The organism is Halomonas sp. LMYGS-3, from assembly GCF_059509875.1.
Genome location: NZ_JCAKFQ010000010.1, coordinates 159,638 through 183,392, shown reverse-complemented (window position 1 = coordinate 183,392; position 23,755 = coordinate 159,638). Strand labels below are relative to the sequence as shown.

The following is a 23,755-nucleotide window of genomic DNA, read 5'->3' as shown; positions in this document are numbered from 1 at the left end:
GGATGAACATTATGACCAGCTCAAGTTCGGCATGTGAGGATGGCCGCCTTCAGGCGGCTCAAATTCTTGCCCCTTTGAGGGGCTAACAAAATAAAGCCCCCGGCTTTGCCGGGGGATATTTACTAGAGTCCAGGGCAGCGCAGGCGCGCTCCAGGCGCACCACCGCTTCCGGGTCGGCCAGGGCCTCGGTGAGTCGCGCCAGGAAGGCCTCGCAGCGCCCCAGCTGCTCCCGGGTCACGTACTCGTCGGGCTGGTGGCCCTGGGCCATGCTGCCGGGGCCGCAGACCAGGGTGGGAATCCCCAGCTCCCGCTGAAAGAGCCCCGCCTCGGTGCCGAAGCCGATGCGCTCGCGCCCCGGCTCGGCCAGCAGCGACAGGATCAGCGCCACCAGCTCGCTCTCCTCCGCCATGGCCAGGCCCGGGTAGTCGCCGAGCCAGCTGAGGGTGGCGCCCGCCTCGGGATGGCGCGCCTTGAGCTCGGCATCCAGGCGATCGATCTCCGCCATCAGCGGCGCCAGCAGTACCTGCGGGTCCTCGTCCGGGACGTTGCGCACCTCGAAGTCGAGGCGACACTGGGCCGGCACGATATTCAGCGCCGTGCCGCCGGCGACGGTGCCCAGTTGCAGAGTGGTATAGGGGATGGCGAAGCGGGTATCGAAGGGCCCCAGCTCGGCCTTGCCGGCGGCGGTGTCGGCGAACCACTGGATCAGCGGCGCCGCCGCCTGGATGGCATTGATGCCCTCCGGAGCCATGCCGGAGTGACAGGCGCGACCGGTCACCTCGATGCGACCGGCCAGCTTGCCCTTGTGGGCGGTGGCCAGGCGCATGGCAGTGGGCTCGCCCACCACGCAGGCGGCGGGGCGCACCCGGAAGCGGCGCATGGCCTCGAGCAGGCTGCGCACCCCCACACAGCCCACCTCCTCGTCGTGGGAGAAGGCCAGGTGGATGGGCGCGGCGAGTTCGGTGCGGGCCATGGCCGGCACCGCCGCCAGCACTGCCGCCAGGAAGCCCTTCATGTCCGCGCTGCCGCGACCATGGAGGCGCTGCCCTTTCACGGTCAGCCGGTAGGGGTCACTGCTCCAGGCCTGACCGGTCACCGGCACGGTGTCGGTATGCCCGGAGAGCATCACCCCAGGGCGATCCCTGGGGCCGATGGTGGCGTAGAGGTTGGCCTTCTCACCGCAGGCCGAGGGGACCAGGGTCGCCTCGATGCCCTGCTCGGCGAGCAGATCCCGCACGAAGTGGATCAGCGCCAGGTTGCTGCGATCGCTGGTGGTATCGAAGGCGATCAACCGCTCCAGCAGATCGACACAGGCCGTCGAGGCATCCCTCATCGGTCATCTCCCGGCCCCCCGTAGCCGGGCGCCTGGTGGGGATCGATGGCGCGGCAGAGATAGGCGGCCCGCTCGGGGAGGTAGGCCTGCCACACCATGCGCAGCTCCTGGATGGGGGCGATATGCCAGTCCACCCGCAGGTCGACTGCCGGCCAGCTGGCCTGCTCATAGACCTTGAGCCCCGCCGAGTGCACCGGCCCCATTTCGCCCCCGGCGGCCTGGGCCGCCTCCAGCGCCGCCAGCAGCCGCTCGGCGAGCTCTCCCGGGTGGCTCTCGAAGGTCTCCACCAGGGCATCGATCACCGCGGTGTCGGCGAGCATATTGCCGCCGGCCACGCAGTCGCGGCCGCGGCGGGTGGCATGGATCCCCAGGGTCTCGGCGCCGCTATGCACGGCGCTGCGCCCCTCGGCGTCCAGCACCTGCAGCTGGCGCCACTCGGGGAAGCGCTCCTCCTCCACCAGACGCGCCAGCACCGTCTCGGCGTCCAACCCCTGGGCCAGGAGCTCGGTGCCGCGCTGGCCCAGCACCGGGTTGGTGACGTTCTGGGTCAGGACCACCCCGCCCCCGGGGGCAATAAAAGGACAGCGACTGGCCACGCAGATGCTCGATGAGCTGATGGCTGTGCCGAACTGGCCGGTCTCGCGGCAGAAGCCGGCGATGGAGAAGGTCATTGGGTGCCCTCCTCGTCTTCCGGGATCACGGCGATCACATCGATCTCCATCAGCCACTCCGGCTGGGCCAGGCCCGCCACCACCAGGCCGGTGGAGATGGGATAGACCCCCTTGAGCCACTGCCCCACCTCCCGGTAGACCGGCTCGCGGAAACGCGGGTCGGTGATATAGGTGGTGGTCTTGACGATATGGCTGAGGTCGCTGCCGGCTTCCTCGAGTAACTGCTTGACGTTCTTCATGGCCTGGACAGCCTGGGCGGCGGGGTCGCCCAGGCCGACCAGGCGCCCCTCGAAGTCGGTGCCCACCTGGCCGCGTACATAGACGGTGTTGCCGGCCCGCACCGCCTGGCAGAGGTCGTTGTCCAGGCTCTGGTTGGGATAGGTGGCCTTGGTATTGAACATGCGAATTCGTGTATGCGTCGGCATCGACGGCTCCTTGCTGCTAAGGCAATTAATGGTTTTTCGCTGATCAGCGCGAAGCCGCGTCTCGGCGATTGGCGGCTAAACCAGGATCGCCCTTCGGGCGATAATCGCGCGGGAAACCGGAACGCCGGACCGCCGGGCTCCCACAAAACACCGTGCGCCTTCATGCCTAGTTGCGATAAACCCCATCATGGGGGGCCACACAGCGCCCCGCTGGCTTACTCGACGGTCGCCGCGCGGCGCGGCGCGGCGTTATCCTCGCCCCGGCACTGGGCCTCGGCGTGGTAAGCCAGGTACTTGCGCTGGGTGGCGATGTGATCGGCGATATGCTTGGCGTCGTGCCACACCCCCCAGATAAAGCTGGAACCGCGCCGCGACAGCCAGGGCAGGCCGACGAAGTAGACACCGGGTTCGCTGGAGACGCCGCGCTGATGCCGGGGGTTGCCGTTGTCGTCGAAGGCATCGACCTTCAGCCAGCGATAGTCCACCGAGAAACCGGTGGCCCAGACGATGGCGGTGATTCCCGCTCCGGCCAGGTCGAGCTCGAGCACAGGCTCGGTCACGCAGGCCGGGTCGGCGGGGATGCGCCGCGCTTCCGGCTCCTCCGGCAGGTCGAGGCCGTTACGGCGGGCATAGTTGTCGGCGGCATCGAGCATCGACAGGTAGCTGGCGTCGCCGGCGGCCAGATTGTCGGCCAGGTCGGATTCGAAGGTGACCTTGCCATCAGAGAAGCCCCGGGTCCGACCGACCAGGGTCATGCCCTGGTGGGCCAGCTCGCGGAAGTCAACGGTCTTGCCGCCATCGGCGCCGCTGACGGCGATGGTGACGTGCTCGCTGCCGGGGCGCATCATCTCGGCATCCCACTCACCGAGCACCCCCAGCCACCAGCAGAAGTCGCGGCCGCGGTAGGCCCGGGGCGGACGATCATGGGGCCCCACCGAGAGGTAGACCCGCTTGCCGGCGCGCTGCAGCTCCTCGGCGATCTGCACTCCGGAGGAGCCGGCGCCCACCACCAGCACCGCCCCTTCCGGCAGCTGTTGGGGATTGCGATACTCGGCGGAGTGGATCTGGGTGAGGCTCTCGTCGTCGGGGGCGATGGGCGGAATCACCGGCGTCTGGAAGGGGCCGGTGGCGGCCACCACGCGATTGGCCTCGATGACTCCCTCGGAGGTCTCGACGGTAAAGCCGGGCCGGCCGGTGTTGCGTTCCACCGACCTGACCTCGACCCCGGTGCGGATGGGGGCCTGGATCTTCTCGGCATAGGCCTCGAAATAGGCCGCGACCCGTTCCTTGGAGGCGAAGGCATCAGGGTCCAGGTCGTCGAACTCGAGCCCCGGGAAGCGGTCGTGCCAGGCCGGGCCATTGGCCACCAGCGAATCCCAGCGGCGGGTGCGCCAGGCCTCGGCGATGCGATGGCGCTCCAGCACCAGATGGGGCACACCCTGATTGCTAAGGTGTTCGCTCATGGCCACGCCGGCCTGGCCACCGCCCACTACCAGCGTATCGATCTTGGCTACAGTCATGTCCGGGGTCCTTCTGGTGATGTTGTTATGGCCACACTTTAGGCACCCCCGGTGATTAGATAAAATATAGTTATTATGGCTTTAGCATCAAAAAAACAGATCCAAAAAACGGGCCATCCGCCGCACAAAGCGTCGTGCCCTGTGCGGGCCAACCGATTGAATTCGTCTATCGCGACTTATTCCAAAAACAAATAAAGAACAGGATTGTAATTCCCCAAATCGAGATTTAACCTTGCTGTTAGCGTCCAAACAATCCCCGGAGTCTCCATGACGTCACCGCGTTTCTTCCAGCAGAGCCTGCTCGCCATCGCCCTGGCCACCGGCCTCGGCGGCCCGGCCCTGGCCGCCGAGCGCGAGCTGCTCAACTCCTCCTACGACATCGCCCGCGAGCTGTTCGCCGCCATCAACCCGGAGTTCATCGCCCACTGGCAGGCCGAACAGGGTGAAGAGGTGGCCGTCAGCCAGTCCCACGGCGGCTCCTCCGCCCAGGCCCGCGCCATCCTGCAGGGCCTGCGCGCCGACGTGGTGACCTACAACCAGGTCACCGATGTCCAGGCCCTGGCCGACGGCGGCCTGGTGGCCGAGGATTGGCAGGCGCAGCTGCCCAACAACGCCTCGCCCTACTACTCCACCACTGCCTTCCTGGTGCGCCAGGGCAACCCCAAGGGCATCGAGAGCTGGGACGACCTGGTCCGCGAGGACGTGAGCATCGTCTTCCCCAACCCCAAGACCTCCGGTAACGGCCGCTATACCTACCTGGCCGCTTGGGGCTTCGCCGATGCGGAATTCGAGGGGGATGACGAGCAAGTACACGACTTTATGCGCACCTTCCTGCGCAACGTGGCGGTGTTCGACACCGGCGGCCGCGGTGCCACCACCAGCTTCATCGAGCGTGGCATCGGCGACGTGCTGATCAGCTTCGAGTCCGAGGTCAACAATATCCGCGGCGAATATGGTGAGGAGGACTACGAGGTGATCGTGCCGCCGGTCAGCATCCTGGCCGAATTCCCGGTGGCGGTGGTCGAGCCCAACGCCGAGCGCAACGGCAACCTCGATCTGGCCCGGGCCTACGTGGAGTACCTCTACAGCGAAGAGGCACAGCGGATGCTGGCCCGCTTCAACTATCGCGTGCATCACGAGGCGGTGGTCGAGGAGTTCGCCGAGCAGTTCCCGCAGACCGAGCTGTTGGAGGTCGAAAACATCGTCGGTAGCTGGGAGGACGCCATGGAAGCGCACTTCGCCGGCGGCGCCCTGCTGGATCAGCTACAGCGCCGATGATCACGCTCGCCCTGCGTGCCGGCGGCACCCCCAAGCGGGTGCTGCCAGGCTTCGGTCTCTCGCTCGGCGTCAGCCTGCTGTTCGTCTCGCTGGTGCTGTTGCTGCCGATGACCGGGCTGTTCGGCCAACTGGCCGATCTCAGCCTGGCCCAGTACTGGGCAATCATCACCGACGGCCGGGTGGTCGCCAGCTACCTCGTCACCATGGGGGCGGCGGCGGTGGCGGCGATCGTCAATGCGGCCTTCGGCCTGCTGCTGGCCTGGGTGCTGGTGCGCTACGAGTTTCCCGGCAAGCGTCTGCTCGACGCCCTGATGGACCTGCCCTTCGCCCTGCCCACTGCCGTGGCCGGCATCACGCTCGCCACCCTCTATTCCAGCAACGGCTGGATGGGCCGGCTGCTCGAGCCGCTCGGCCTGCAGGTCGCCTACACCTGGGTGGGCATCGCGTTGGCCATGGCCTTCACCAGCATCCCCTTCGTGGTGCGCACCGTGCAGCCGGTGCTCGAGGACCTCCCCCACGAGGTCGACGAGGCGGCCCTGACCCTGGGCGCCTCGGACGGCACCGCCTTCCGGCGGGTGATCCTGCCGCACCTGTGGCCGGCGCTGGTCACCGGTACCGGGCTCGCCTTCGTGCGCTCGCTGGGCGAATTCGGCGCTATCATCTTCATCGCCGGCAACATGCCCTACGAGACCGAGATCACCGCGCTGATGATCTTCGTCAAGCTGCAGGAGTACGACTATGCCGGGGCCTCGGCCATCGCCTCGGTGGTGCTCGCCGTGTCGCTGGCCCTGCTGCTCGCCATCAACGTCTGGCAGGGGCGCTTCATCAAGCGGCTGCATGGAGGGAAGGGCTGATGTCTCGCCTGGAGGGTACCCAGCGTATCGGTGACGCCCCGCGGGTGCGGCGCCTGCTCGTGATCGCGGCCGTGGCGCTGTCGGCACTGTTCCTGTTACTGCCGCTGGTGGCGATCTTCGCCCAGGCCTTCGCCCAGGGGGCCGGCGTCTTCTGGACCAACGTCACCAATACCTACACGCGCTCGGCCATCAGCCTGACGCTGTTCATCACCGTGCTGACCATTCCGGTCAACCTGGTGTTCGGGGTCATGCTGGCCTGGCTGGTGACGCGCTTCCGCTTTCCCGGACGGCGCATCCTGCAGACCCTGATCGACATCCCCTTCGCGGTGTCGCCGGTGGTGGCGGGCCTGGTGTATCTGCTGCTCTACGGCCGCAACGGCTGGATCGGTGGCTGGCTGGACAGCCACGACATCCAGCTGATGTTCGCCTGGCCGGGCATCCTGATGGTCACCATCTTCGTCACCTGCCCCTTCGTGGCCCGCGAGCTGATCCCGCTGATGCAGGCCCAGGGGTCGCGCGACGAGGAGGCCGCCGTGACGCTGGGCGCCTCGGGCTGGACGCTGTTCCGCCGCGTGACCCTGCCCAACATCCGCTGGGCACTGCTCTACGGGGTGATCCTCACCAACGCCCGGGCGGTGGGCGAGTTCGGCGCGGTATCGGTGGTCTCCGGGGCCATCCGCGGCCAGACCAACACCCTGCCACTGCACCTGGAGCAGCTGTACCAGGACTACAACACCGTGGGCGCCTTCGCCAGTGCCGCGCTGCTGGCCCTGATCGCCCTGTTGACGCTGGCCGCCAAGGCCGGCCTGGAATGGCGCGCCGCGCGCCAGGAGGCTTCTACATGAGCATCCGCCTCGAGAACATCGCCAAGACCTATGGCCCGACGGGCCGGGGAGCCACCCGGGCCCTGGACCCCCTGGACCTGGAGATCCGCGAGGGCGAGCTGATCGGCCTGCTGGGGCCCTCCGGCTCCGGCAAGACCACCCTGCTGCGTATCATCGCCGGCCTCGAGGCCGCCGACCGGACACCGACTCCCGGGCGCATCTTCTTCGGCGACCGCGACGTGACCCACGTGCATGTGCGCGACCGACGCATCGGCTTCGTCTTCCAGCACTACGCGCTGTTCCGCCACATGACGGTCTACGACAACGTGGCCTTCGGCCTCACCGTGATGCCGCGCAAGCGCCGCCCGACCGGCGGCGAGATCCGCGCCCGGGTGCACCGGCTGCTGGAGATGGTCCAGCTCGAGTCACTGGCCAACCGCTTCCCCGCCCAGCTCTCCGGCGGCCAGCAGCAACGCGTCTCGTTGGCCCGGGCGCTCGCCCTGCGACCCGATGTACTGCTGCTCGACGAGCCCTTCGGCGCCCTGGATGCCAAGGTGCGCCAGGAGCTGCGCCGCTGGCTGCGCCACCTGCATGACGAGCTCAACTTCACCAGCGTCTTCGTCACCCACGACCAGGAGGAGGCACTGGAACTCTCCGACCGGGTGGTGGTGATGAGCAACGGCCGCATCGAACAGATCGACACCCCGGATACCCTCTACCGGGCGCCGGCCAACCGCTTCGTGTTCGAGTTTCTCGGCGACGTGAACCACCTGGAGGGCGACGTGCGCGACGGCACCCTCACCTGCGGCGACGCCCAACTGGCGGTCGAGCTCCCCGATGGTCCGGAGGAGCTGCTGCTGCGCCCCCACGAGGTAAAGCTCGTGGAGACACCGACTGCCGAGGCCAGGCTGCCGGTCACCGTCACCGCCATCTCGCCGGTGGGCGCCGAGGTGCGGGTGGAACTCGCCGCGGACTGGATGGCTGCCCCCTGGCTCGCCACGGTGCGCCACGCCGACTACGAGCGGCTCGCCCTGCAGCGTGGCCAGCGCCTCTACGCCCTGCCCCGGCGCTGGCATCGCTTCGCCACGGCATCGGGCACCAGCCAGGCACCGCGCGCTGAAGCGGTCTCCTGACCCGAGTCGACACCCGCGATGGGCGATCGACTCGGGATCAGGCGTCAATCGCGCCGGCCTGGCGCGACCAGCGCATCTGCGTCTCCCGCTCGCCCGTCTGCGGCTCCTCGCGCTCGCCGCAGACCTGGAAACCCAGCCGCCGGTAGAAGGAGACGGCGCGCACGTTGCGCGAGTAGACGCACAGGCTGATACAGTTGCGGTGTTCCATGGCGTGGGCCATCAGCCGGGTCCCGTGGCCGTAGCTCTGCACCTCCGGGTCGACGAACAGCGCCTCGAGGTGGTCGCCATCGAGGGCCGCGAAGCCGATCACCCGGCTACCGGCGTCGAGCACGTGGATCTCGGCGGCGGGCAGGTAATCGCGTGCCATCGCGTCGGCCCGGGTCTCCCAGAACTCGGCGGGGATGAAGTCGTGGGCCTGGCGCGAGGCGCGCAGCCAGATGTCGACGAGGAGCGGTATGTCCCCGGGCGTCGCGGGTCGAATCATGGTGGCCATCCGTTGGTCTATGGCGACAGTGTAACCCTCGACCCCTGCGCCGGGAATTCCTGCCTCCGTCGCGAGGCGATATAATCGCGGGAAACCCTCCCACCTGACCTCTCGGAGCCACCGAATGCGACGTCGCCACTTTCTGCGTCTCTCCGCCATGCTGCTCGCCGGCCTCTGGCTGGCCGGCTGCGCCAGCCCTCACTACCTGCAGCTGAACCCGAAGCGCAGCGTCGCGGTGCCTCAGGCCGGCAGCGGCCAGCAGATCACCGTGGTGGCCGTCGACGGTCGCGACAGCGAAGTGATCGGTACCCGCAGCGGCAGCGCCATGTCCACCGCCACCATCACGGTCAGCGCCCACGAGCTGGTGCCCCGGCTCCAGGCCGAGGCCGAGCGGGCCGTGCGCGAGATGGGCTTCACTCCCACCACCGAGCGAGCCGAGGGACGCCCCAGCCTGACCCTGACGCTGGATCACCTGGGCTACGAACGCGGCCAGAGCCGCCCGGTGATCGACGAGGCGCGCCTGGAAGCGGTGTTCATCGCCGAGGCGGTCAACGGTGGCAACACCTATACCGGCACCTATACCTCCCGGCGTACCCAGAGCTTTGCCGTGCGTCCCGACCGCGACACCAACACCCGCATGGTCAACGACCTGCTCTCGGACGGTCTCGATCGCGCCTTCCGTGACCCGGATCTGGGGAAATTATTGGCGAGATAAAGACCAACGGTGACACGCCGAGGGCGCCCCGCGGGGCGCCCTCGTCGTTTTCTGGCGAACTCCACTGCTAGACGACGGGGCCACGGCGCACCAGGGCCCAGGCGCTCTCGCGGAAACCGCTGCCCGGCTCGCGCTCGCCATCCTCGAGGTGGGTGACCTGGAAGTTGGGCTCGAACAGCTCGCGCACCTCCTCGGCGGTCACGCTGAAGGGCGGACCGCCCTCGTCGCCGGGCGCCCGCGTCAGGCTGATCAAGAGGCCGGGGGCCGCGGGAGGAATCAGCTGGGCGAGATGGAAGGCATAGCGCTGCCGGGTGGCCGGCGGCAGGGCGATCAGGGCGGCGCGATCGTAGAAGGCGCCGATCTCCGCCGCCTGCGCGATATGGAAGTGAAAGAAGTCACCGCACCACAGTTCCACGTTGCCTTGACGGCAGACGTCGAAGCCGTCCTGTCGGTAGCGCGAGACCTCTCCCGCCCCCGTGGCGACGAACTGTTCGATGGCCTCGGGGGCGACCTCGATGCCCAGTACCGGATGGTCATGCTGCCCCAGCCAACGCATGTCCAGGCTCTTGCCACACAGCGGCACCAGCACCTTGGTGCCGGGCGTCACGCCCAGCAGGGGCCAGTAGCGTATCAGCGTCGTATGGGTCTGCTCGCGATGGAAGCCGATGCGGCCTTCCCGCCAGCGCTCGAGCCATTCGTTGGCCATCGTCTCTCCTGCCGCGGTTCAGAACCAACGGTCGCGCTTCTTGCGACGACGCGGCAGGTGGGGAATGATCAGGCCGACAAGCAGGCCGCCACCGGCCACGCCGCCACCGTACATGAAGTAGCGCAGCAGCAGATCCTCCTCCTGGGTATCGAGGCGTGCCTGCAACTGGCGAACGGTCCGCCGCGACTGTTCGGCCTCGGCGTCGAGTTCGCGGTTGCGGCTCTCCAGCTCCTCGATGCGCTGCTCACGCAGCTCCAGGGTCTCGGTCATGGTGGAGACGCGGTTCTCCCACGCCTCGTTGATGCCATCAAGCTCGTCGGTCAGTTCGGCCACCCGGGTCTCCAGTGCCGGCAGGCGCACCTGGGCACTCGGCGTCTCCTGAAGCTCGCCGCTCAGCACCCAGACGGTGTTACCGTCGCTGTTCTGAACCCGGGAGTAGTTCCCGCTGGTCTCCAGCACCGTGACCGGCTCGCCGGCGGTCAGGGTACCGACGATGCGGTAGCCATCCGTCGGGCCGCTGCGTACGTAGGTGGTCAGTGAATCGGACACCCACTGGGTGCCGTCATCGGTTTCCTGGGCGTGCAGCGGCAGGGCCAGCAGCCCCAGGGCCACGCCCATGGTCAAGAATTTGAAGTCATGTTTCGTCATGCCGTCGTCCTGGATGTTCTAGCGGGATCCGCTCCGCCGCGACCCGTCACCGCCACCGGCATCCCTCCGGCAACGGCACGATGAGACTACTGCCTGGCCTCGTGGTTCTCCACAGCTTCTGTGGACAAGTGCCGGGAAAACCGCTGGAAAGCCAACGCCGAGGGCCGCCCTGCCCGGCCTGCCCTCTCCCTGGTCATTCAGTGACCAGGCTTCAGCCCTTGCCCTTGGGCGGGGGCGTCAGCGGTCGCGGAAACTCGGCCACCCTGCTGCCCTCGCTCTTCACCGCCCTCGCCGGCCCTTCGCGCTCCACTTCGTCGATGCGCACGATGGCGTTCAACGGCAGATAGCTGCGACTGACACCCTCGAAGGTGCGCCGCAGCCTCTCGGCAGAGGGATCCACCACCAGCTTGGAGGCATCCTCGAAGACGAATGCCTCGACCTCGATGAAGCCCCACAGGTCACTCTGGAAGATCTCGCGGACATAGAGCTCCCAGATCTCGCCCTGCTGGTGGAATACCACTCGATAGATCGGTTTGGCCGCCATGATGGTGCCCGCTCCTCACCTGTCACCCTGAATGTGACGCTCGTGCGTCATGCCATCTCGCGAGGCGCCAAGGGTACCACAGTCGGCCACCACGCACCCGGGCATGCTGGCCCCCCGCGGGGTGCCTGCGTATAATGAGGCCATTCGAGCGGCCGCTTCCGGTCACGCCTCGCGAAGACCTCGCGACCCCCATTCATCTTCATCGGTAACAGACGTCGGGCGCCAGACGCCACGACCCTATTCTTATGGCGAAGAAACTCTTCATCAAGACGCACGGCTGCCAGATGAACGAGTACGACTCCGCGCGCATGGCGGATCTGCTCGGCGAATCCCATCGACTTGAGCTCACCGACGACGAGCGCGAAGCCGACGTCATCCTGCTCAACACCTGCTCGATCCGCGAGAAGGCACAGGAGAAGGTGTTCCACCAGCTCGGTCGCTGGAAGAAGCTCAAGGAAGCGAACCCCGACCTGGTGATCGGCGTGGGCGGCTGCGTGGCCAGCCAGGAGGGCGAGGCCCTGCGCAAGCGCGCCCCCCACGTCGACATGGTATTCGGCCCCCAGACCCTGCACCGGGTACCGGCGATGCTCGACGCGCGCCGCAACGACCAGATCTCGGTGGTCGACGTCACCTTCCCCGAGATCGAGAAGTTCGACCACCTGCCCAAGCCGAGCTCCGACGGTGCCACCGCCTTCGTCTCGGTGATGGAGGGTTGCTCCAAGTACTGCACCTTCTGCGTGGTGCCCTACACTCGCGGTGAAGAGGTCTCGCGCCCCTTCGAGGCGGTGATGGACGAGGTGGTTCACCTGGCCGACCAGGGCGTACGCGAGATCAACCTGCTGGGCCAGAACGTCAACGCCTATCGCGGCGAGAACCGGCTCGGCGACGAGATCGACCTGGCCGAGTTGATTGCCTGCGTGGCGGCGGTGGAGGGCATCGACCGGGTGCGTTTCACCACCTCCCACCCCGTGGAGTTCTCCGACAGCCTGATCGACGCCTATGGCGAGATCCCCGAGCTGGTCAGCCACCTGCACCTGCCGGTGCAGGCCGGCTCCGACCGCATCCTGGCGGCCATGAAACGCGGCCACACCGTCGAGGAGTACGTCGAGAAGATGGAGCGCATCCGCGCGCTGCGCCCGGAGATCAGCTTCTCGTCCGACTTCATCGTCGGCTTCCCCGGCGAGACCGGAGAGGACTTCGCGGCGACCATGGACCTGATCCACCGCATCGGCTTCGACCACTCGTTCAGTTTCGTCTACTCGGCACGCCCCGGCACCCCGGCGGCCTCGCTGGCCGACGACACCCCCGAGAGCGTCAAGAAGCAGCGCCTGGCGATCCTCCAGGAGCGCATCAACCAGCAGGCGATGCAGATCAGTCGGCGCATGGTCGGTTCGACCCAGCGGATCCTGGTCACCGGCTTCTCGCCCAGAGACCCGGGGCAGCTCTCCGGGCGCACCGAGAACAACCGGGTGGTCAACTTCCGCGCCGCCAACCCCTTCGAGCTGATCGGCTACTTCGTCTACGTGGAGATCAGCGAAGCGCTCCCCAACTCCCTGCGCGGCGAGCTGGCGTCTCCCGAGCGCTTCTGACCCCACACGCCTCAGCCATGCATTGCCCCGGCGACCGCCGGGGCAGTAAGCTGAGACCACATCCACCACGCACGGATCCCCCTGTCTTGAGCCAGCCAGCCACCCAGGCCAATCGCATCATCACCCTGAACCTCGAGCCCAACGATCCCCGGCGCCTGGCCAACCTCTGCGGCCAGCGCGACGAGCATCTCAAGCTGGTCGAGTCCCGGCTCGGTATCACCCTGCGCAACCGCGGCAACATCTTCCAGCTGGCCGGCCCCAACCATCGCGTCAAGGCTGCCGCCAACGTGCTCGAACACCTCTACCGCGAGGCCGAGGCCAGCGACCTGACCCCCGATACCGTGCACCTCTTCCTGCAGGAATCCGGCCTCGAGGCACTGGACGAGGAGGAAGGTCCCGACCAGGAGGGCGAGGTGCTGCTGCGCACCCCGCGGACGGTGATCAAGCCCCGCGGGCTCAACCAGCAGGGCTACGTCCAGAGCATTCGCGCCCACGACATCAACTTCGGCATCGGGCCGGCCGGCACCGGCAAGACCTACCTGGCGGTGGCCGCGGCGGTGGAGGCCCTCAACCAGCAGGAGGTGCGTCGCATCCTGCTGGTGCGCCCGGCGGTCGAGGCCGGCGAGAAGCTGGGCTTCCTGCCCGGTGACCTGGCCCAGAAGATCGATCCCTACCTGCGTCCGCTCTACGACGCCCTCTACGAGATGATCGGCTTCGAGCAGGTCGCCAAGCTGATCGAGCGCCAGGTGATCGAGATCGCTCCGCTGGCCTACATGCGCGGGCGCACCCTGAACAACGCCTTCATCATCCTCGACGAGAGCCAGAACACCACCCGCGAGCAGATGAAGATGTTCCTGACGCGTATCGGCTTCGGCTCCACCGCGGTGATCACCGGCGACGTCACCCAGGTTGACCTGCCCCGTGGCCAGAGTTCGGGGCTGATCCAGGTACTCGACGTGCTCAAGGAGACCCCCGGCATCGGCGTGACCCACTTCGCCGCCAAGGACGTGGTGCGTCACCCGCTGGTGCAACGCATCATCGAGGCCTACGACCATTTCGAGGCCGAGCAGGAAGCCGCCGAGCGCTCGCGCCGGGAGGCCCGGGAGCAGCAGCGTGAGACGCGCCGTCAGGAGCGTATCGAGCACGACCGTGGCAACGGAGTGCGGGGCGACTCATGACGCCTCCCCTCGTCGACCGCCAGGTCGCCGTCGAGGCCGACGGCCTGCCGAGCCAGGCCGCGCTCGAGACCTGGATCGCCGCCGTACTGGCCCGTCATGACGTCGACCCCGCCTCGGAGCTGACGGTGCGCCTGGTCGACGAGGCGGAGAGCCGGGCCCTGAACCGCGACTACCGCGGCCGCGACCGGCCCACCAACGTGCTCTCCTTCCCCTTCGAGTGCCCCCCGGGCATCGAGATGGCGCTCCTCGGCGACCTGGTGATCTGCCACCCCGTGGTGCTCCAGGAAGCCCGGGAGCAGGACAAGTCACCGGGGGCTCACTACGCTCATATGGTGGTGCACGGTACCCTGCACCTGCTCGGGTACGACCATCTCGAGGACGCCGAGGCCGAGGTCATGGAGGGGCTCGAGCGCGAGATCCTCGCCGGCCTGGGCATCGCCGACCCCTATCGTACGGACACCCGCGACGGCCCCGACACCGCGGGCCCCGATACCGAGGACAAGAGAGCCGACGCATGAGCGAAGACCGATCGACCGGCCAGGGCGGCAAGTCCTGGCTCGAGAAGTTGTTCAGCGCCCTTTCCAGCGACAGCGACGAACCCAGCTCCCGGGACGAGCTGCTCGAATTCCTGCGCCAGGCGGCCAGCCGACTCAAGCTCGAGCAGGACGCCATGATGATCATCGAGGGCGCCCTGCAGATCAGCGACCAGCAGGTTCGCGAGGTGCTGATCCCCCGCTCCCAGGTCACCGCCATCGCCCTCGACCAGCCCCTGGAGGAGTACCTGCCGGTGATCCTCGAGACCGGCCACTCCCGCTACCCGGTGATCGGCGAGAACCTCGACGAGGTCAAGGGCATCCTGCTGGCCAAGGACCTGCTGCCGCTGCTGCGCCCCGGCCAGGAGAACGGGCTGCCGTTCCGGCTCGAGGAGGTGGTGCGCCCGGCGATGTTCGTGCCCGAGTCGAAGCGCCTCAACAGCCTGCTCAAGGAGTTCCGCGACACCCACAACCATATGGCGGTGGTGGTCGACGAGTATGGCGGTACCGCGGGTATCGTCACCATCGAGGACATCCTCGAGCAGATCGTCGGCGACATCGAGGACGAACACGATATCGAGGAGGAGGAGGACATCCGCGAGCTCGAGGATGGACGCTACGCCATTCGCGCCCTGACCCCGATCGAGGACTTCAACGAGCGCTTCGCCACCCAGTTCTCCGACGAGGAGTTCGATACCCTGGGGGGGCTGGTCATGCAGCGCTTCGGCCACCTGCCTGGCCGGGGAGAGCACACCGAGATCGGCGGCTGGCGCTTCACGGTACTCAACGCCGACAACCGCCGCATTCGCCTGCTGGAAGCCCAGCCCTGCCATGAGACAGGCTCCGATTGATCAGGGACTCCCTCCAAGGATGGCCAACAAGATGCATGAGCTGCGCTTCTCCCCGGCCCTGGGCTACCTGCTGGCCCTGGCCGCCGGGGTACTCACCACCTTCACCGCCTCGCCCTTCGAGCTCTGGTGGCTGGCCCCGGTGGCCGCCGGACTCGTCTATGCCGGCCTGCCGGCCCTGACGCCGGCCCAGGCCGCCCTGCGTGGCTGGTGCTATGGTATCGGCCTGTTCGGCTCGGGGGCGTCCTGGGTCTATGTGTCGATCCACGACTACGGCTATACCGGTATCCCGCTGGCGCTGTTCCTCACTAGCCTCTTCGTGGTCGGCCTGGCGCTGTTCTTCGCTGCCACCCTGTGGCTCTATCGCCTCCTGTGTGGCCCACGCCTGGCCGCCCTCACCTTCGCCGGCGCCTGGGTGCTCGGCGAGTGGCTGCGAACCTGGCTGTTCACCGGCTTTCCCTGGTTGCTGCTGGGCAGCGGCCATGTGGACTCGCCGCTCGCCCCCTGGGCACCGGTGATCGGAGTCTATGGCCTGTCGCTGATCACCGCCCTCACCGGCAGCCTGGGGGTCGAGCTCCTGCGCCGACGCTGGTGGGCACTGGCGCCTATCGCCGCCCTCTGGCTCGCGCCGCTGGCCCTGCCCACCCAATGGACCACCCCCACCGGCGAGCCGCTCAGGGTGGCGCTGCTGCAGGGCAACCTGGATCAGCTCATCAAGTGGACGCCCGAGGGACAGCGCATCGCCGCCAACACCTACAGCCGGCTGACCCTGGCCCAGCCCGACGACCTCGACCTGATCGTCTGGCCCGAGGCCGCCCTGCCGATGTTCGAGGACCAGGCGCGGCCGATCCTCGAGCGGGTCCAGTCCAATCTGGCCCCGGGGACCGCCCTGCTCACCGGCATCCTGCAGCGCGAGGATCGCGGCCTCTACTACAACAGCGTGATCGGCCTGGGCAACGCCGAGGGCGAGTACCGCAAGGCGCACCTGGTGCCCTTCGGCGAGTACCTGCCCCTCGAGCGCTGGCTCCGCGGCACCATCGCCTTCTTCGACCTGCCGATGCCGGCCATGACCCCGGGACCCGCGGGCCAGGGACCGATCCGCGCCGCCGGCGTCACCATCGGCAACGCCATCTGCTACGAGATCATCTACGCCGACCTGGTGGCCGAGCAGGCCCGCCAGGCGGAGCTGCTGATGACCGTCTCCAACGACACCTGGTTCGGCGCCTCCATCGGCCCCCTGCAGCACCTGCAGATGGCCCGCCTGCGCGCCCTGGAAAACGGCCGCTACCTGATCCGCGCCACCAGCAATGGCGTCACCGTGATCATCGACCCACGCGGCCGGGTCCTCGAGCGCGCCCCCCAGTTCAAGACCACCAGCATCACCGGCGAGGTGATGGCCATGGCCGGGCACACCCCCTTCACCCGCCTCGGCAGCTGGCCAGTCTGGCTGCTGGCCGGGCTGATGACAGTGCCAGGGCTGCGCCTGCGCCGCTGAGCTCGAAGCTCGAAGCTCGAAGCTCGAAGCTCGAAGCTCGAAGCCAGCTTAAACCCGGAAATTGCCGATGAACGAAAACACTCCCCACCGGCATGCCGGTGGGGAGTGTTTTTCTTACGGCTTACAGCTTCACGCTTCCGGCGAAGCCGGGGTCTCGCCCAGCACCTCGGGAATCGTCATCTTGACGTAGCGCCCCGGCGCCGGCTCGAGGATGTCGAGCTCGCCCTCGCCTGGCTGACGCGCCGGGACCATCTTCTGCGGGTCGGCATAGCCGCCCTCGGTGATCCACTGCTGCCAGTGGGGCCACCAGGAGCCCTCGTGCTGCTCGGCTCCCTCGAGCCACTCCTCGTGGGTCTCGGGCAGCTCGTCGTTGGTCCAGTAGCCATACTTGTTGCGATAGGGTGGGTTGACGACCCCGGCGATATGGCCCGAGCCCCCCAGCACGAAGGTCACCGGCCCCTTGGGCAGCAGCGCCCCGTAGTAAGTGCTGTTCCACTTGGCGATATGGTCCTCGCGAGTGGAGAGGAAATAGCTCGGGGTGGAGATCTTGCGCAGGTCGATCTTGACCCCGTCGAGCTCGATGCCGCCCGGCTCCACCAGGCGGTTCTCCAGGTACATGTGGCGCAGGTACCAGCCGTGGGTAGCCGCCGGCAGGCTGGTACCGTCGGTGTTCCAGTAGAGCAGATCGAAGGGCGCCGGCATGTCGCCCTTCAGGTAGTTGCTGATATAGAAGGACCAGAAGAGATCGTTCTCGCGCAGCAGGTTGAACGAGAATGCCATCACCCGTCCGTCCAGGTAGCCGTCGCGTGCCATCTTGGCCTCGAGGCCCTGAAGCACCGGCTCGGTGAGGAAGACGCCGATGTCGCCCGGGTCGCGGAAGTCCTGCAGGGTGGTCATGTAGGTCGCCGACTTCACCTTGCGGCCGCGGCGGGTGCTGGTCAGATAGGCCACGGTGGAAGCGGCCAGGGTGCCGCCGACGCAGTAGCTGAGCAGATTGACCGACTTCTCGCCGGTGGCCTGCTCGATGGCGCCCATCGCGGCGATCGGGCCCATCTGCATGTAGTCGGCCCAGGTCAGGTCACGCTGCTCGGGGCCGGGGTTGCGCCAGGAGATCAGGAACACCGTATGGCCTTGGTCCACCAGCCACTTGACCAGGGAGTTGTCCTGGCGCAGGTCGAGGATGTAGTACTTGTTGATCCAGGGCGGCACCATCAGCAGCGGCGTCTTGAAGACCTGCTCGGTGGAGGGGCTGTACTGGATCAGCTGGATCAACTCATTCTCGTAGACCACCGAGCCCGGGGTCACGGCAATGTTCTGGCCGACCTCGAAGGCGCTGCGGTCGGTCATGGTCACGTTGAGGCCCTCGGCGGAATTGGCCAGGTCCTCGCGCAGTCGGGTCAGACCGTCGATGAGGTTCTGGCCACGGGTCTCCAGGGTCTTGCGCATCACCTCGGGGTTGGTGGCGACGAAATTGGTCGGCGCCATGGCATTGACCACCTGGCGGGCATAGAAAGAGAGGTTGCGCTGCTTCTCGGGATCGAGGCCATCGAGATTCTCCACCAGCTCCTCGACCATCCGCGAGAACAGCAGGTACTGCTGCATGATGGCCAGGTAGTGGGGATCGTTGGTCCAGGCCTCGTCGTTGAAACGCCGATCGCCCTTCGCCGGAGTGACCAGCGGCTCCACCGCTTCGCCGGCCAGTGCCCGCATGCCCTGCTGCCAGAGCTGGAACTGATCCTGAAGCAGCCGTGACTGGGCCTGCCACAGCAGGGGGGGGTTGTGCATCAGTGACTCGGCTCCCGCGCGAAAGCTATCGCGCATGTCTTCATAGACCGAGTCGGCGGCATCGCTGGGCACCAGCCGCTCCATCATGTCTCCCATCAAGGCCTGATACTCCTCGCCGATCACCTTGAGCTGAGCGTTCCATGCCTCGAGCTCGGCCTGCGACGGTGCGTGCACCCCTGCCTGCATTGACCCCTCCTGACTACCTGCCGGCTATTGCCATCTATCAATAGGAAAAGGCGCCTCCCCGAGCCCCTCGATACGGGAATCGGGAAGTCGCCATCGATGTGCCCCGGTTCGGGCACACCACTGTGTGCCGCTCGCTCAGCTCTTGCTGCCGCGTGAGGACTGGCTGGTGGCCTTGGCCGGGGCGGTCTTGTCGCTGGCGCCGGCCTTCTCCGCCTGTTCGGTCATCTGCTGACCAGCCTCGGCGAAGAGTTGCTCGAGCTGGTTCTTGAACTCCAGGCTCATCTCGCTCATGGCACGGGCATCCTCCAGCATCTGCCGGGAGAGTTCGTTCATCATCTCGGCCTGCTGGGTGCCGAAGTCGCGCATGCTCTCGGCGTCGCTGAGTTCACTGGCGCTGCGCATGCGCTCGGTACCCATCTGGCTGTAGCGCTTCATCGACTCCAGCTGGTACTGGGTCATCTTCTCCATGTTGTCGAGCATCAGGGAGTTGATCCTGCGCATCGGCTCGAAGAACTGGCGGGTCTGCTCGTTGAAGGCGTCGGTCATCTTGTCTGACATGGCGGGTACTCCTTGTCGGGGTCTAGATGGGTGGTAGGGCCACCCTCCATGTTGCACTGCACCAAAGAGTAGTCTGCCGGGGGCCGAGTTGCAATACGACCCTGGACGAATCCGGCAGACGATCAGCCGTCCCGCTGGGTGCGGGAGCGGGCACTGGCCGTAGTGGTCTTGCGCCCCCCCCGGGAAGAAGCCGGGTTCTCCTCACCGGCCTCGCCGTCGCCCGGGTCGCCCTTTCCGCTCTGCTGGGCCGCACCGGCACCGGCCTGGCGCAGCATGTCGAGCATCATCTGCTGGTAGGTGCCGAAGCTGGCCAACCCCTGGGACAGCCCCTGGGACAACCCCTGCGGCAGCCCCGGTTGCTGAAGGAAGGGTTGCATCAGGCTCATGGGGTCATAGCCCTCCGCCCCGGACTCCATCTGCTGCTGGATGCGGCTCAACAGGTCCTTCTGGAAGGTCTCGACATCCGGCAGGCCCAGCGCCTGGCGGAACTCCTCGGGGGTCAGGTCGAACTCGACATTGATCTTCATGGCAGCACTCTTGGTCGTCGTGACTCCAGTGTAGCAGCCACGGCCGGGGCCGCGGTTCAACGCAGCCGCGGCGTCTCGACACGGACCTCGGCGTTCTGGCCGCGATGGCGCAGCAGGTGGTCCATCAGGGTCAGCGCCATCATCGCCTCGGCGATGGGTGTGGCCCGAATGCCCACGCAGGGGTCGTGGCGCCCCTTGGTGACCACCTCGACGGCATTGCCGTGGACGTCGATGCTGCGCCCCGGGGTGGTGATGCTCGAGGTGGGCTTGAGCGCCAGGTGGGCGATGATCGCCTGGCCGCTGGAGATCCCGCCCAACACGCCACCGGCATGATTGGAGAGAAAGCCCTCGGGGGTCATCTCGTCGCGGTGCTCGCTGCCGCGGCTTGCCACGGCGGCGAAGCCGTCGCCGATCTCCACGCCCTTGACCGCGTTGATGCTCATCAGGCCGTGGGCCAGCTCGGCGTCCAGCCGATCGAATACCGGCTCGCCGAGGCCCGGCGGTACGCCCTCGGCCACCACGGTGATCTTCGCCCCCACCGAATCGCGATCGCGACGCAGCTGGTCCATGTAGGCCTCGAGCTCGGCCACCCGGTCCGGGTCGGGGCAGAAGAAGGGATTGTCGTCGATCGACGCCCAGCCCTTGAAATCGATGGCGACAGGGCCGAGCTGGCTCATATAGCCGCGCACCGTGATTCCCTGGGAGGCGAGATACTTCTTCGCGATGGCCCCCGCCGCCACGCGCATGGCGGTTTCGCGGGCACTGGAGCGGCCGCCGCCGCGATAGTCGCGGATGCCGTACTTGTGGTGGTAGCTGTAGTCGGCATGGGCCGGACGGAACTGGTCCTTGATCCTCGAGTAGTCCCCGGAGCGCTGGTCGGTGTTCTCGATCAGCAGGCCGATGGGCGTGCCGGTGGTCACCCCCTCGAAGACGCCGGAGAGGATCCGGACCCGGTCGGGCTCACGGCGCTGGGTGGTATGCCGCGAGGTACCCGGGCGGCGGCGATCCAGGTCTCGCTGCAGGTCCTCCTCGGTGAGCGGCAGCCCCGGCGGGCAGCCATCGACGATGGCGCCCAGCGCCGGCCCGTGGCTCTCGCCGAAGGTGGTGAGGGTGAACAGCTTGCCGAAGGTGTTGCCGGACATGGGCGCTCCTCCTGGGGTGAGAGATCGTGAATCAGGCGAAGGACGCCGCATGGGCGTCGAGTTCCGCGGCGGTCAGGGCGAAGACGCCCTGGCCGCCGCGCTCGAATTCGAGCCACAGGAAGGGGACCTCGGGGAAGGCGGCCTCCAGATGGCGGTCGGAGTTGCCGACCTCGACGATCAGCACGCCGTCGTCGGTGAGGTGCTCCCGAGCCTGGCGCAGGAGACGCCGCACGATATCCAGCCCGTCCCGACCGGCCCCCAGCGCCAGTGCCGGCTCGTGACGAAACTCGGCGGGCATGGTGGCAAGATCCCGGGCATCGACGTAGGGCGGGTTAGAGACGATCAGCTCATAACGACGCCCGACGAGGCCGTCGAAGAGGTCGGACTCGACCGCCCGCACCCGCGCGCCGACGTCGTGGCGAGTGATATTGATCCGCGCCACGGCCAGCGCCTCGGGGCTGATATCGGCCAGGTCCACCTCGCAGCCGGGCAGGTGCAACGCCGTGGCGACACCGATGCAGCCCGAGCCGGTGCAGAGGTCGAGCACCCGCACCGGCGGCTCGCCGGGAAACCAGGCGGCGAAGCCGTGCTCGATCAGTTCGGCGATGGGCGAGCGCGGGATCAGCACCCGCTCGTCGACGCTGAAGGGAAAGCCGGCGAAGAAGGCCTCGCCGAGCAGATAGGGCAGCGGGCGACGCGTCTCGACGCGGGCCCGCACCAGCGACACGATGCGCGCACGCTCCATCGGCAGCAGCCGGGCATCGAGCACCGCGGAATCGATGTTCCAGGGCAGATGCAGGGCACCGAGGGTCAGGGCCACCGCCTCGTCCCAGGCGGAATCGGTGCCATGACCGTAGAAGAGCCCGGCCAGGTGGAACTCGCTGGCAGCCCAGCGCAGGCAGTCACGCAGGGTGACGAAGCCATCGCGAAGCTCGCTGTCGGAGAGTTGGAGCGTGGAGGTGGAGGCGTCGTTGGAAGCGGCCACGTGGCATCCTGTGGTTGACGGTTGCTAACGGCATGGGAGGGCCCGATTGTACCCGGCCGGGCGGTTCACAGCCACGCTCGACTCGCTATACTGGCCTCCCGATCCAGCCCGAGTGCCCCATGAGCCGAAACCGCCATCACCCGGACGACGACGATATCGACGCCTTCCGCCAGGCGCTGCGCGAGGCCGGCGTGCGCCCGCTCGAGACCAATCGCGCCGACCCGGGTCGCCGCCGCCCCGCCCCCTCCGCCGCCGAACGACGCGCGGCGGCCACCGCCGCGCGCGACGATCACGGTACGGGACGGACGTCCGACGGCCGGGTGGAACCGGTGCGCCCCTCGGAGCCGCTCGACTTCGCGCTCCCCGACCTGCCCTGGCGCACGCGTAGCCAGCTCAAGCGGGGCAGGATCGCCTGGGAGGTCGGACTCGACCTGCATGGCTACACCCTGGAGGAGGCGCGCCGCGAGCTCGAGGCCTTCCTGCGCGACGCCGCCGCCGAGGGTCGACGCTGCGTGCTGGTGGTACACGGCAAGGCCTGGGGCGCCACCAGCGACTACCCGGTGATCAAGAGCCACGTGAACGCCTGGCTCAGGGAGTGGCCCGGTGTGCTGGCCTTCTGCTCGGCTACCGATACCGACGGCGGCACCGGCGCGGTCTACGTGCTGCTGAAGCGGCGCGGCGGAGACGGCTAAGGCCCGCCCGGCCCCTGCTCGTCGGGCAACTTCGGCGACTCCACCACCAGAGCCTGGCTGCCACCCCAGGCCAGGTGCTTGCGGCCCTCGTAGTTGTCGAGCGCCTCCATGGCCAGCCGCTGTCCCAGGCGGATCAGCGACTCGGCGCGATGGAACTCGTAGGCGCCACACACCGTCTTGGGCACCTCGATCAGCACATCCGGTGGATAGCCGGCCACCTTGTACTTGGCCAGGGCCGCCTGGGTGATGTCGAACGAGGCCAGGATCATGTCCAGCCGCCCCCAGGCGCGACGACCGATGTCCTTGTCGTCCTCTTCCTCGCCGGCACTGCCGCTGCTCAACCCGTCGAGCAATCGCCGGGTGACATCACGCACGTCGTCCATCCAGCCGCTGAACTGCAGGCCCGCGGTATCGCGACTGGAGCCACCGCCCTCCTCGTCTGCCACTGGTTCGTCTTCGTCGTCTGCCAGCAACTCGTCCAGTGTCACGGGACGCGGGCTATGCGCGGTGGCATTCACCGCCAGCACCAGGTCGGCATGGGCCGAGACAAGGGGGATGATCGGCAATGGATTGAGCAGGCCGCCGTCCACCAGCACCTGTTCGCCACGATGCACCGGCGTGATCACCCCCGGCACGGCGATGGAGGCACGAATCGCCTCCAGCAGCGGCCCGCTCTGGAACCAGACCTCGCGCTGGCGTACCAGATCGGTGGCCACGGTGGTCATGGGAATCGGCAGCTCCTCGATGCGGGTGGCGCCGATCAGCGACTCGAGCTTGCCCATCACCTTGCTGGCGCGCATCGCCCCCATGGGACTCCAGGTAACGTCGACCAGCCGGAGCACGTCGAAGTAATCGAGCCGGCAGACCCAGTCGCGGTAGGCCGGCAGCTCCCCCGCCGCGTAGATGCCCCCCACCAGGGCCCCCATCGAGCAGCCGGAGATCGCCACGATCTCGTAGCCGCGGGTCTCGAGCACCTCGATGACGCCGATATGGGCGTAGCCGCGGGCACCGCCGCTGCCCAGCACCAGCGCCACCCGCTTGCCCTCGTTCCCCTGGTCCACACGCCGCTCAGTCATCGGACTGCCCTCCTCGTGGGTCATTC

Annotated in this window: 25 protein-coding genes; 11 read left to right on the top strand and 14 right to left on the bottom strand. The window is 67.6% G+C overall.

The features are described 5' to 3' along the window. Positions 1 to 82: 82 nt before the first annotated feature. From argE to AC5W54_RS11955, 4 genes are all read right to left on the bottom strand, one after another. On the bottom strand, positions 83 to 1,333 hold the full coding sequence (gene argE, locus AC5W54_RS11970; protein WP_495962319.1) for an acetylornithine deacetylase: 1,251 nt from the start codon (positions 1,331 to 1,333) through the stop codon (positions 83 to 85). Continuing rightward, the gene (locus AC5W54_RS11965; RefSeq protein ID WP_495962318.1) at positions 1,330 to 2,004 is read right to left on the bottom strand and encodes a DUF1028 domain-containing protein; all 675 of its coding nucleotides are present in this window, start codon (positions 2,002 to 2,004) and stop codon (positions 1,330 to 1,332) included. The genes argE and AC5W54_RS11965 overlap by 4 nt, the downstream gene beginning before the upstream one ends. Continuing rightward, positions 2,001 to 2,405 carry a RidA family protein gene (locus tag AC5W54_RS11960; RefSeq protein ID WP_495962317.1) on the bottom strand — a complete coding sequence of 135 codons (405 nt, stop codon included), beginning with the start codon at positions 2,403 to 2,405 and terminating at the stop codon, positions 2,001 to 2,003. The genes AC5W54_RS11965 and AC5W54_RS11960 overlap by 4 nt, the downstream gene beginning before the upstream one ends. A gap of 239 nt (positions 2,406 to 2,644) precedes the next feature. Continuing rightward, the gene (locus AC5W54_RS11955) at positions 2,645 to 3,949 is read right to left on the bottom strand and encodes a flavin-containing monooxygenase (RefSeq protein ID WP_495962316.1); all 1,305 of its coding nucleotides are present in this window, start codon (positions 3,947 to 3,949) and stop codon (positions 2,645 to 2,647) included. A 267-nt stretch (positions 3,950 to 4,216) separates the two neighbouring features. Here AC5W54_RS11955 and cysP point away from each other — a divergent pair, with 267 nt between their 5' ends. Genes cysP through AC5W54_RS11935 form a run of 4 tightly spaced genes read left to right on the top strand, consistent with a single transcriptional unit; the run spans position 4,217 to position 8,038 of the window. Then, positions 4,217 to 5,227: a thiosulfate ABC transporter substrate-binding protein CysP gene (gene cysP, locus AC5W54_RS11950; RefSeq protein ID WP_495962315.1), complete on the top strand. Its 1,011-nt coding sequence runs from the start codon at positions 4,217 to 4,219 to the stop codon at positions 5,225 to 5,227. Beyond that, positions 5,224 to 6,081: a sulfate ABC transporter permease subunit CysT gene (gene cysT, locus AC5W54_RS11945; protein ID WP_495962314.1), complete on the top strand. Its 858-nt coding sequence runs from the start codon at positions 5,224 to 5,226 to the stop codon at positions 6,079 to 6,081. The genes cysP and cysT overlap by 4 nt, the downstream gene beginning before the upstream one ends. Further along, positions 6,081 to 6,926 carry a sulfate ABC transporter permease subunit CysW gene (cysW, locus tag AC5W54_RS11940; protein WP_495962313.1) on the top strand — a complete coding sequence of 282 codons (846 nt, stop codon included), beginning with the start codon at positions 6,081 to 6,083 and terminating at the stop codon, positions 6,924 to 6,926. Before cysT ends, cysW begins: the two co-directional genes overlap by 1 nt. Then, positions 6,923 to 8,038, top strand: a complete 1,116-nt coding sequence (locus AC5W54_RS11935; protein ID WP_495962312.1) for a sulfate/molybdate ABC transporter ATP-binding protein — start codon at positions 6,923 to 6,925, stop codon at positions 8,036 to 8,038. The genes cysW and AC5W54_RS11935 overlap by 4 nt, the downstream gene beginning before the upstream one ends. Positions 8,039 to 8,075: 37 nt before the next feature. On the opposite strand, the gene AC5W54_RS11930 is transcribed toward AC5W54_RS11935, so the two are convergent. Then, positions 8,076 to 8,522: a GNAT family N-acetyltransferase gene (locus tag AC5W54_RS11930; protein WP_495962311.1), complete on the bottom strand. Its 447-nt coding sequence runs from the start codon at positions 8,520 to 8,522 to the stop codon at positions 8,076 to 8,078. Between the two features lie 124 nt (positions 8,523 to 8,646). Between AC5W54_RS11930 and AC5W54_RS11925 the strand changes: the two genes are divergently transcribed. Beyond that, positions 8,647 to 9,237, top strand: a complete 591-nt coding sequence (locus AC5W54_RS11925; protein ID WP_495962310.1) for a YajG family lipoprotein — start codon at positions 8,647 to 8,649, stop codon at positions 9,235 to 9,237. A gap of 67 nt (positions 9,238 to 9,304) precedes the next feature. Here the strand turns inward: AC5W54_RS11925 and AC5W54_RS11920 are convergent, their stop codons facing one another. From AC5W54_RS11920 to AC5W54_RS11910, 3 genes are all read right to left on the bottom strand, one after another. Then, entirely contained in the window at positions 9,305 to 9,943 is a 639-nt protein-coding gene (locus AC5W54_RS11920) for a class I SAM-dependent methyltransferase (protein ID WP_495962309.1), read from the bottom strand. Between the two features lie 18 nt (positions 9,944 to 9,961). Then, positions 9,962 to 10,561 (bottom strand): TIGR04211 family SH3 domain-containing protein, encoded by a 600-nt coding sequence (locus AC5W54_RS11915; protein WP_495962322.1) that lies wholly within the window; start codon positions 10,559 to 10,561, stop codon positions 9,962 to 9,964. A gap of 241 nt (positions 10,562 to 10,802) precedes the next feature. Further along, the gene (locus AC5W54_RS11910; RefSeq protein ID WP_495962308.1) at positions 10,803 to 11,135 is read right to left on the bottom strand and encodes a DUF1820 family protein; all 333 of its coding nucleotides are present in this window, start codon (positions 11,133 to 11,135) and stop codon (positions 10,803 to 10,805) included. Positions 11,136 to 11,380: 245 nt separating this feature from the next. On the opposite strand from AC5W54_RS11910, the gene miaB reads away from it, so the two are divergent. From miaB to lnt, 5 genes are all read left to right on the top strand, one after another. Then, on the top strand, positions 11,381 to 12,724 hold the full coding sequence (gene miaB / locus AC5W54_RS11905; protein ID WP_495962307.1) for a tRNA (N6-isopentenyl adenosine(37)-C2)-methylthiotransferase MiaB: 1,344 nt from the start codon (positions 11,381 to 11,383) through the stop codon (positions 12,722 to 12,724). Positions 12,725 to 12,810: 86 nt separating this feature from the next. After that, on the top strand, positions 12,811 to 13,902 hold the full coding sequence (locus AC5W54_RS11900) for a PhoH family protein (RefSeq protein ID WP_495962306.1): 1,092 nt from the start codon (positions 12,811 to 12,813) through the stop codon (positions 13,900 to 13,902). Next, on the top strand, positions 13,899 to 14,420 hold the full coding sequence (gene ybeY / locus AC5W54_RS11895; protein ID WP_495962305.1) for an rRNA maturation RNase YbeY: 522 nt from the start codon (positions 13,899 to 13,901) through the stop codon (positions 14,418 to 14,420). The genes AC5W54_RS11900 and ybeY overlap by 4 nt, the downstream gene beginning before the upstream one ends. Further along, the gene (locus AC5W54_RS11890; RefSeq protein WP_495962304.1) at positions 14,417 to 15,286 is read left to right on the top strand and encodes a CorC family transporter; all 870 of its coding nucleotides are present in this window, start codon (positions 14,417 to 14,419) and stop codon (positions 15,284 to 15,286) included. The genes ybeY and AC5W54_RS11890 overlap by 4 nt, the downstream gene beginning before the upstream one ends. Before the next feature lie 19 nt (positions 15,287 to 15,305). Continuing rightward, positions 15,306 to 16,778, top strand: a complete 1,473-nt coding sequence (gene lnt / locus AC5W54_RS11885) for an apolipoprotein N-acyltransferase (protein WP_495962303.1) — start codon at positions 15,306 to 15,308, stop codon at positions 16,776 to 16,778. Positions 16,779 to 16,907: 129 nt separating this feature from the next. Here the strand turns inward: lnt and phaC are convergent, their stop codons facing one another. From phaC to prmB, 5 genes are all read right to left on the bottom strand, one after another. Then, complete coding sequence (gene phaC, locus AC5W54_RS11880) at positions 16,908 to 18,749, bottom strand: class I poly(R)-hydroxyalkanoic acid synthase (RefSeq protein WP_495962302.1); 1,842 nt, start codon at positions 18,747 to 18,749, stop codon at positions 16,908 to 16,910. Between the two features lie 135 nt (positions 18,750 to 18,884). Beyond that, on the bottom strand, positions 18,885 to 19,307 hold the full coding sequence (locus AC5W54_RS11875) for a phasin family protein (RefSeq protein ID WP_495962301.1): 423 nt from the start codon (positions 19,305 to 19,307) through the stop codon (positions 18,885 to 18,887). Positions 19,308 to 19,429: 122 nt separating this feature from the next. Further along, positions 19,430 to 19,834 (bottom strand): hypothetical protein, encoded by a 405-nt coding sequence (locus AC5W54_RS11870; RefSeq protein ID WP_495962300.1) that lies wholly within the window; start codon positions 19,832 to 19,834, stop codon positions 19,430 to 19,432. A 56-nt stretch (positions 19,835 to 19,890) separates the two neighbouring features. Continuing rightward, complete coding sequence (gene aroC, locus AC5W54_RS11865) at positions 19,891 to 20,976, bottom strand: chorismate synthase (RefSeq protein WP_495962299.1); 1,086 nt, start codon at positions 20,974 to 20,976, stop codon at positions 19,891 to 19,893. 31 nt (positions 20,977 to 21,007) lie between these two features. Continuing rightward, positions 21,008 to 21,961, bottom strand: coding sequence for a 50S ribosomal protein L3 N(5)-glutamine methyltransferase (gene prmB, locus AC5W54_RS11860; RefSeq protein ID WP_495962298.1), 954 nt, complete (start codon positions 21,959 to 21,961; stop codon positions 21,008 to 21,010). Between the two features lie 119 nt (positions 21,962 to 22,080). Between prmB and AC5W54_RS11855 the strand changes: the two genes are divergently transcribed. After that, positions 22,081 to 22,653 (top strand): Smr/MutS family protein, encoded by a 573-nt coding sequence (locus AC5W54_RS11855; RefSeq protein WP_495962297.1) that lies wholly within the window; start codon positions 22,081 to 22,083, stop codon positions 22,651 to 22,653. Here AC5W54_RS11855 and AC5W54_RS11850 read toward each other — a convergent pair. Then, positions 22,650 to 23,729: a patatin-like phospholipase family protein gene (locus AC5W54_RS11850; protein WP_495962296.1), complete on the bottom strand. Its 1,080-nt coding sequence runs from the start codon at positions 23,727 to 23,729 to the stop codon at positions 22,650 to 22,652. The two genes, AC5W54_RS11855 and AC5W54_RS11850, sit on opposite strands and share 4 nt — an antisense overlap. Positions 23,730 to 23,755 lie beyond the last annotated feature (26 nt).

Bases quoted from the DNA above. Each gene is read 5' to 3' on its own strand.
- ybeY (WP_495962305.1), top strand. From the start codon at position 13,899: ATGACGCCTCCCCTCGTCGACCGCCAGGTCGCCGTCGAGGCCGACGGC.
- cysP (WP_495962315.1), top strand. From the start codon at position 4,217: ATGACGTCACCGCGTTTCTTCCAGCAGAGCCTGCTCGCCATCGCCCTG.
- AC5W54_RS11910 (WP_495962308.1), bottom strand. From the start codon at position 11,135: ATGGCGGCCAAACCGATCTATCGAGTGGTATTCCACCAGCAGGGCGAG.
- AC5W54_RS11925 (WP_495962310.1), top strand. From the start codon at position 8,647: ATGCGACGTCGCCACTTTCTGCGTCTCTCCGCCATGCTGCTCGCCGGC.
- cysT (WP_495962314.1), top strand. From the start codon at position 5,224: ATGATCACGCTCGCCCTGCGTGCCGGCGGCACCCCCAAGCGGGTGCTG.
- AC5W54_RS11870 (WP_495962300.1), bottom strand. From the start codon at position 19,834: ATGAAGATCAATGTCGAGTTCGACCTGACCCCCGAGGAGTTCCGCCAG.
- AC5W54_RS11955 (WP_495962316.1), bottom strand. From the start codon at position 3,949: ATGACTGTAGCCAAGATCGATACGCTGGTAGTGGGCGGTGGCCAGGCC.
- lnt (WP_495962303.1), top strand. From the start codon at position 15,306: ATGGCCAACAAGATGCATGAGCTGCGCTTCTCCCCGGCCCTGGGCTAC.
- cysW (WP_495962313.1), top strand. From the start codon at position 6,081: ATGTCTCGCCTGGAGGGTACCCAGCGTATCGGTGACGCCCCGCGGGTG.
- AC5W54_RS11930 (WP_495962311.1), bottom strand. From the start codon at position 8,522: ATGATTCGACCCGCGACGCCCGGGGACATACCGCTCCTCGTCGACATC.
- phaC (WP_495962302.1), bottom strand. From the start codon at position 18,749: ATGCAGGCAGGGGTGCACGCACCGTCGCAGGCCGAGCTCGAGGCATGG.
- AC5W54_RS11920 (WP_495962309.1), bottom strand. From the start codon at position 9,943: ATGGCCAACGAATGGCTCGAGCGCTGGCGGGAAGGCCGCATCGGCTTC.
- aroC (WP_495962299.1), bottom strand. From the start codon at position 20,976: ATGTCCGGCAACACCTTCGGCAAGCTGTTCACCCTCACCACCTTCGGC.
- AC5W54_RS11875 (WP_495962301.1), bottom strand. From the start codon at position 19,307: ATGTCAGACAAGATGACCGACGCCTTCAACGAGCAGACCCGCCAGTTC.
- AC5W54_RS11935 (WP_495962312.1), top strand. From the start codon at position 6,923: ATGAGCATCCGCCTCGAGAACATCGCCAAGACCTATGGCCCGACGGGC.
- argE (WP_495962319.1), bottom strand. From the start codon at position 1,333: ATGAGGGATGCCTCGACGGCCTGTGTCGATCTGCTGGAGCGGTTGATC.
- AC5W54_RS11890 (WP_495962304.1), top strand. From the start codon at position 14,417: ATGAGCGAAGACCGATCGACCGGCCAGGGCGGCAAGTCCTGGCTCGAG.
- miaB (WP_495962307.1), top strand. From the start codon at position 11,381: ATGGCGAAGAAACTCTTCATCAAGACGCACGGCTGCCAGATGAACGAG.
- AC5W54_RS11855 (WP_495962297.1), top strand. From the start codon at position 22,081: ATGAGCCGAAACCGCCATCACCCGGACGACGACGATATCGACGCCTTC.
- AC5W54_RS11960 (WP_495962317.1), bottom strand. From the start codon at position 2,405: ATGTTCAATACCAAGGCCACCTATCCCAACCAGAGCCTGGACAACGAC.
- AC5W54_RS11915 (WP_495962322.1), bottom strand. From the start codon at position 10,561: ATGGGCGTGGCCCTGGGGCTGCTGGCCCTGCCGCTGCACGCCCAGGAA.
- AC5W54_RS11965 (WP_495962318.1), bottom strand. From the start codon at position 2,004: ATGACCTTCTCCATCGCCGGCTTCTGCCGCGAGACCGGCCAGTTCGGC.
- AC5W54_RS11850 (WP_495962296.1), bottom strand. From the start codon at position 23,729: ATGACTGAGCGGCGTGTGGACCAGGGGAACGAGGGCAAGCGGGTGGCG.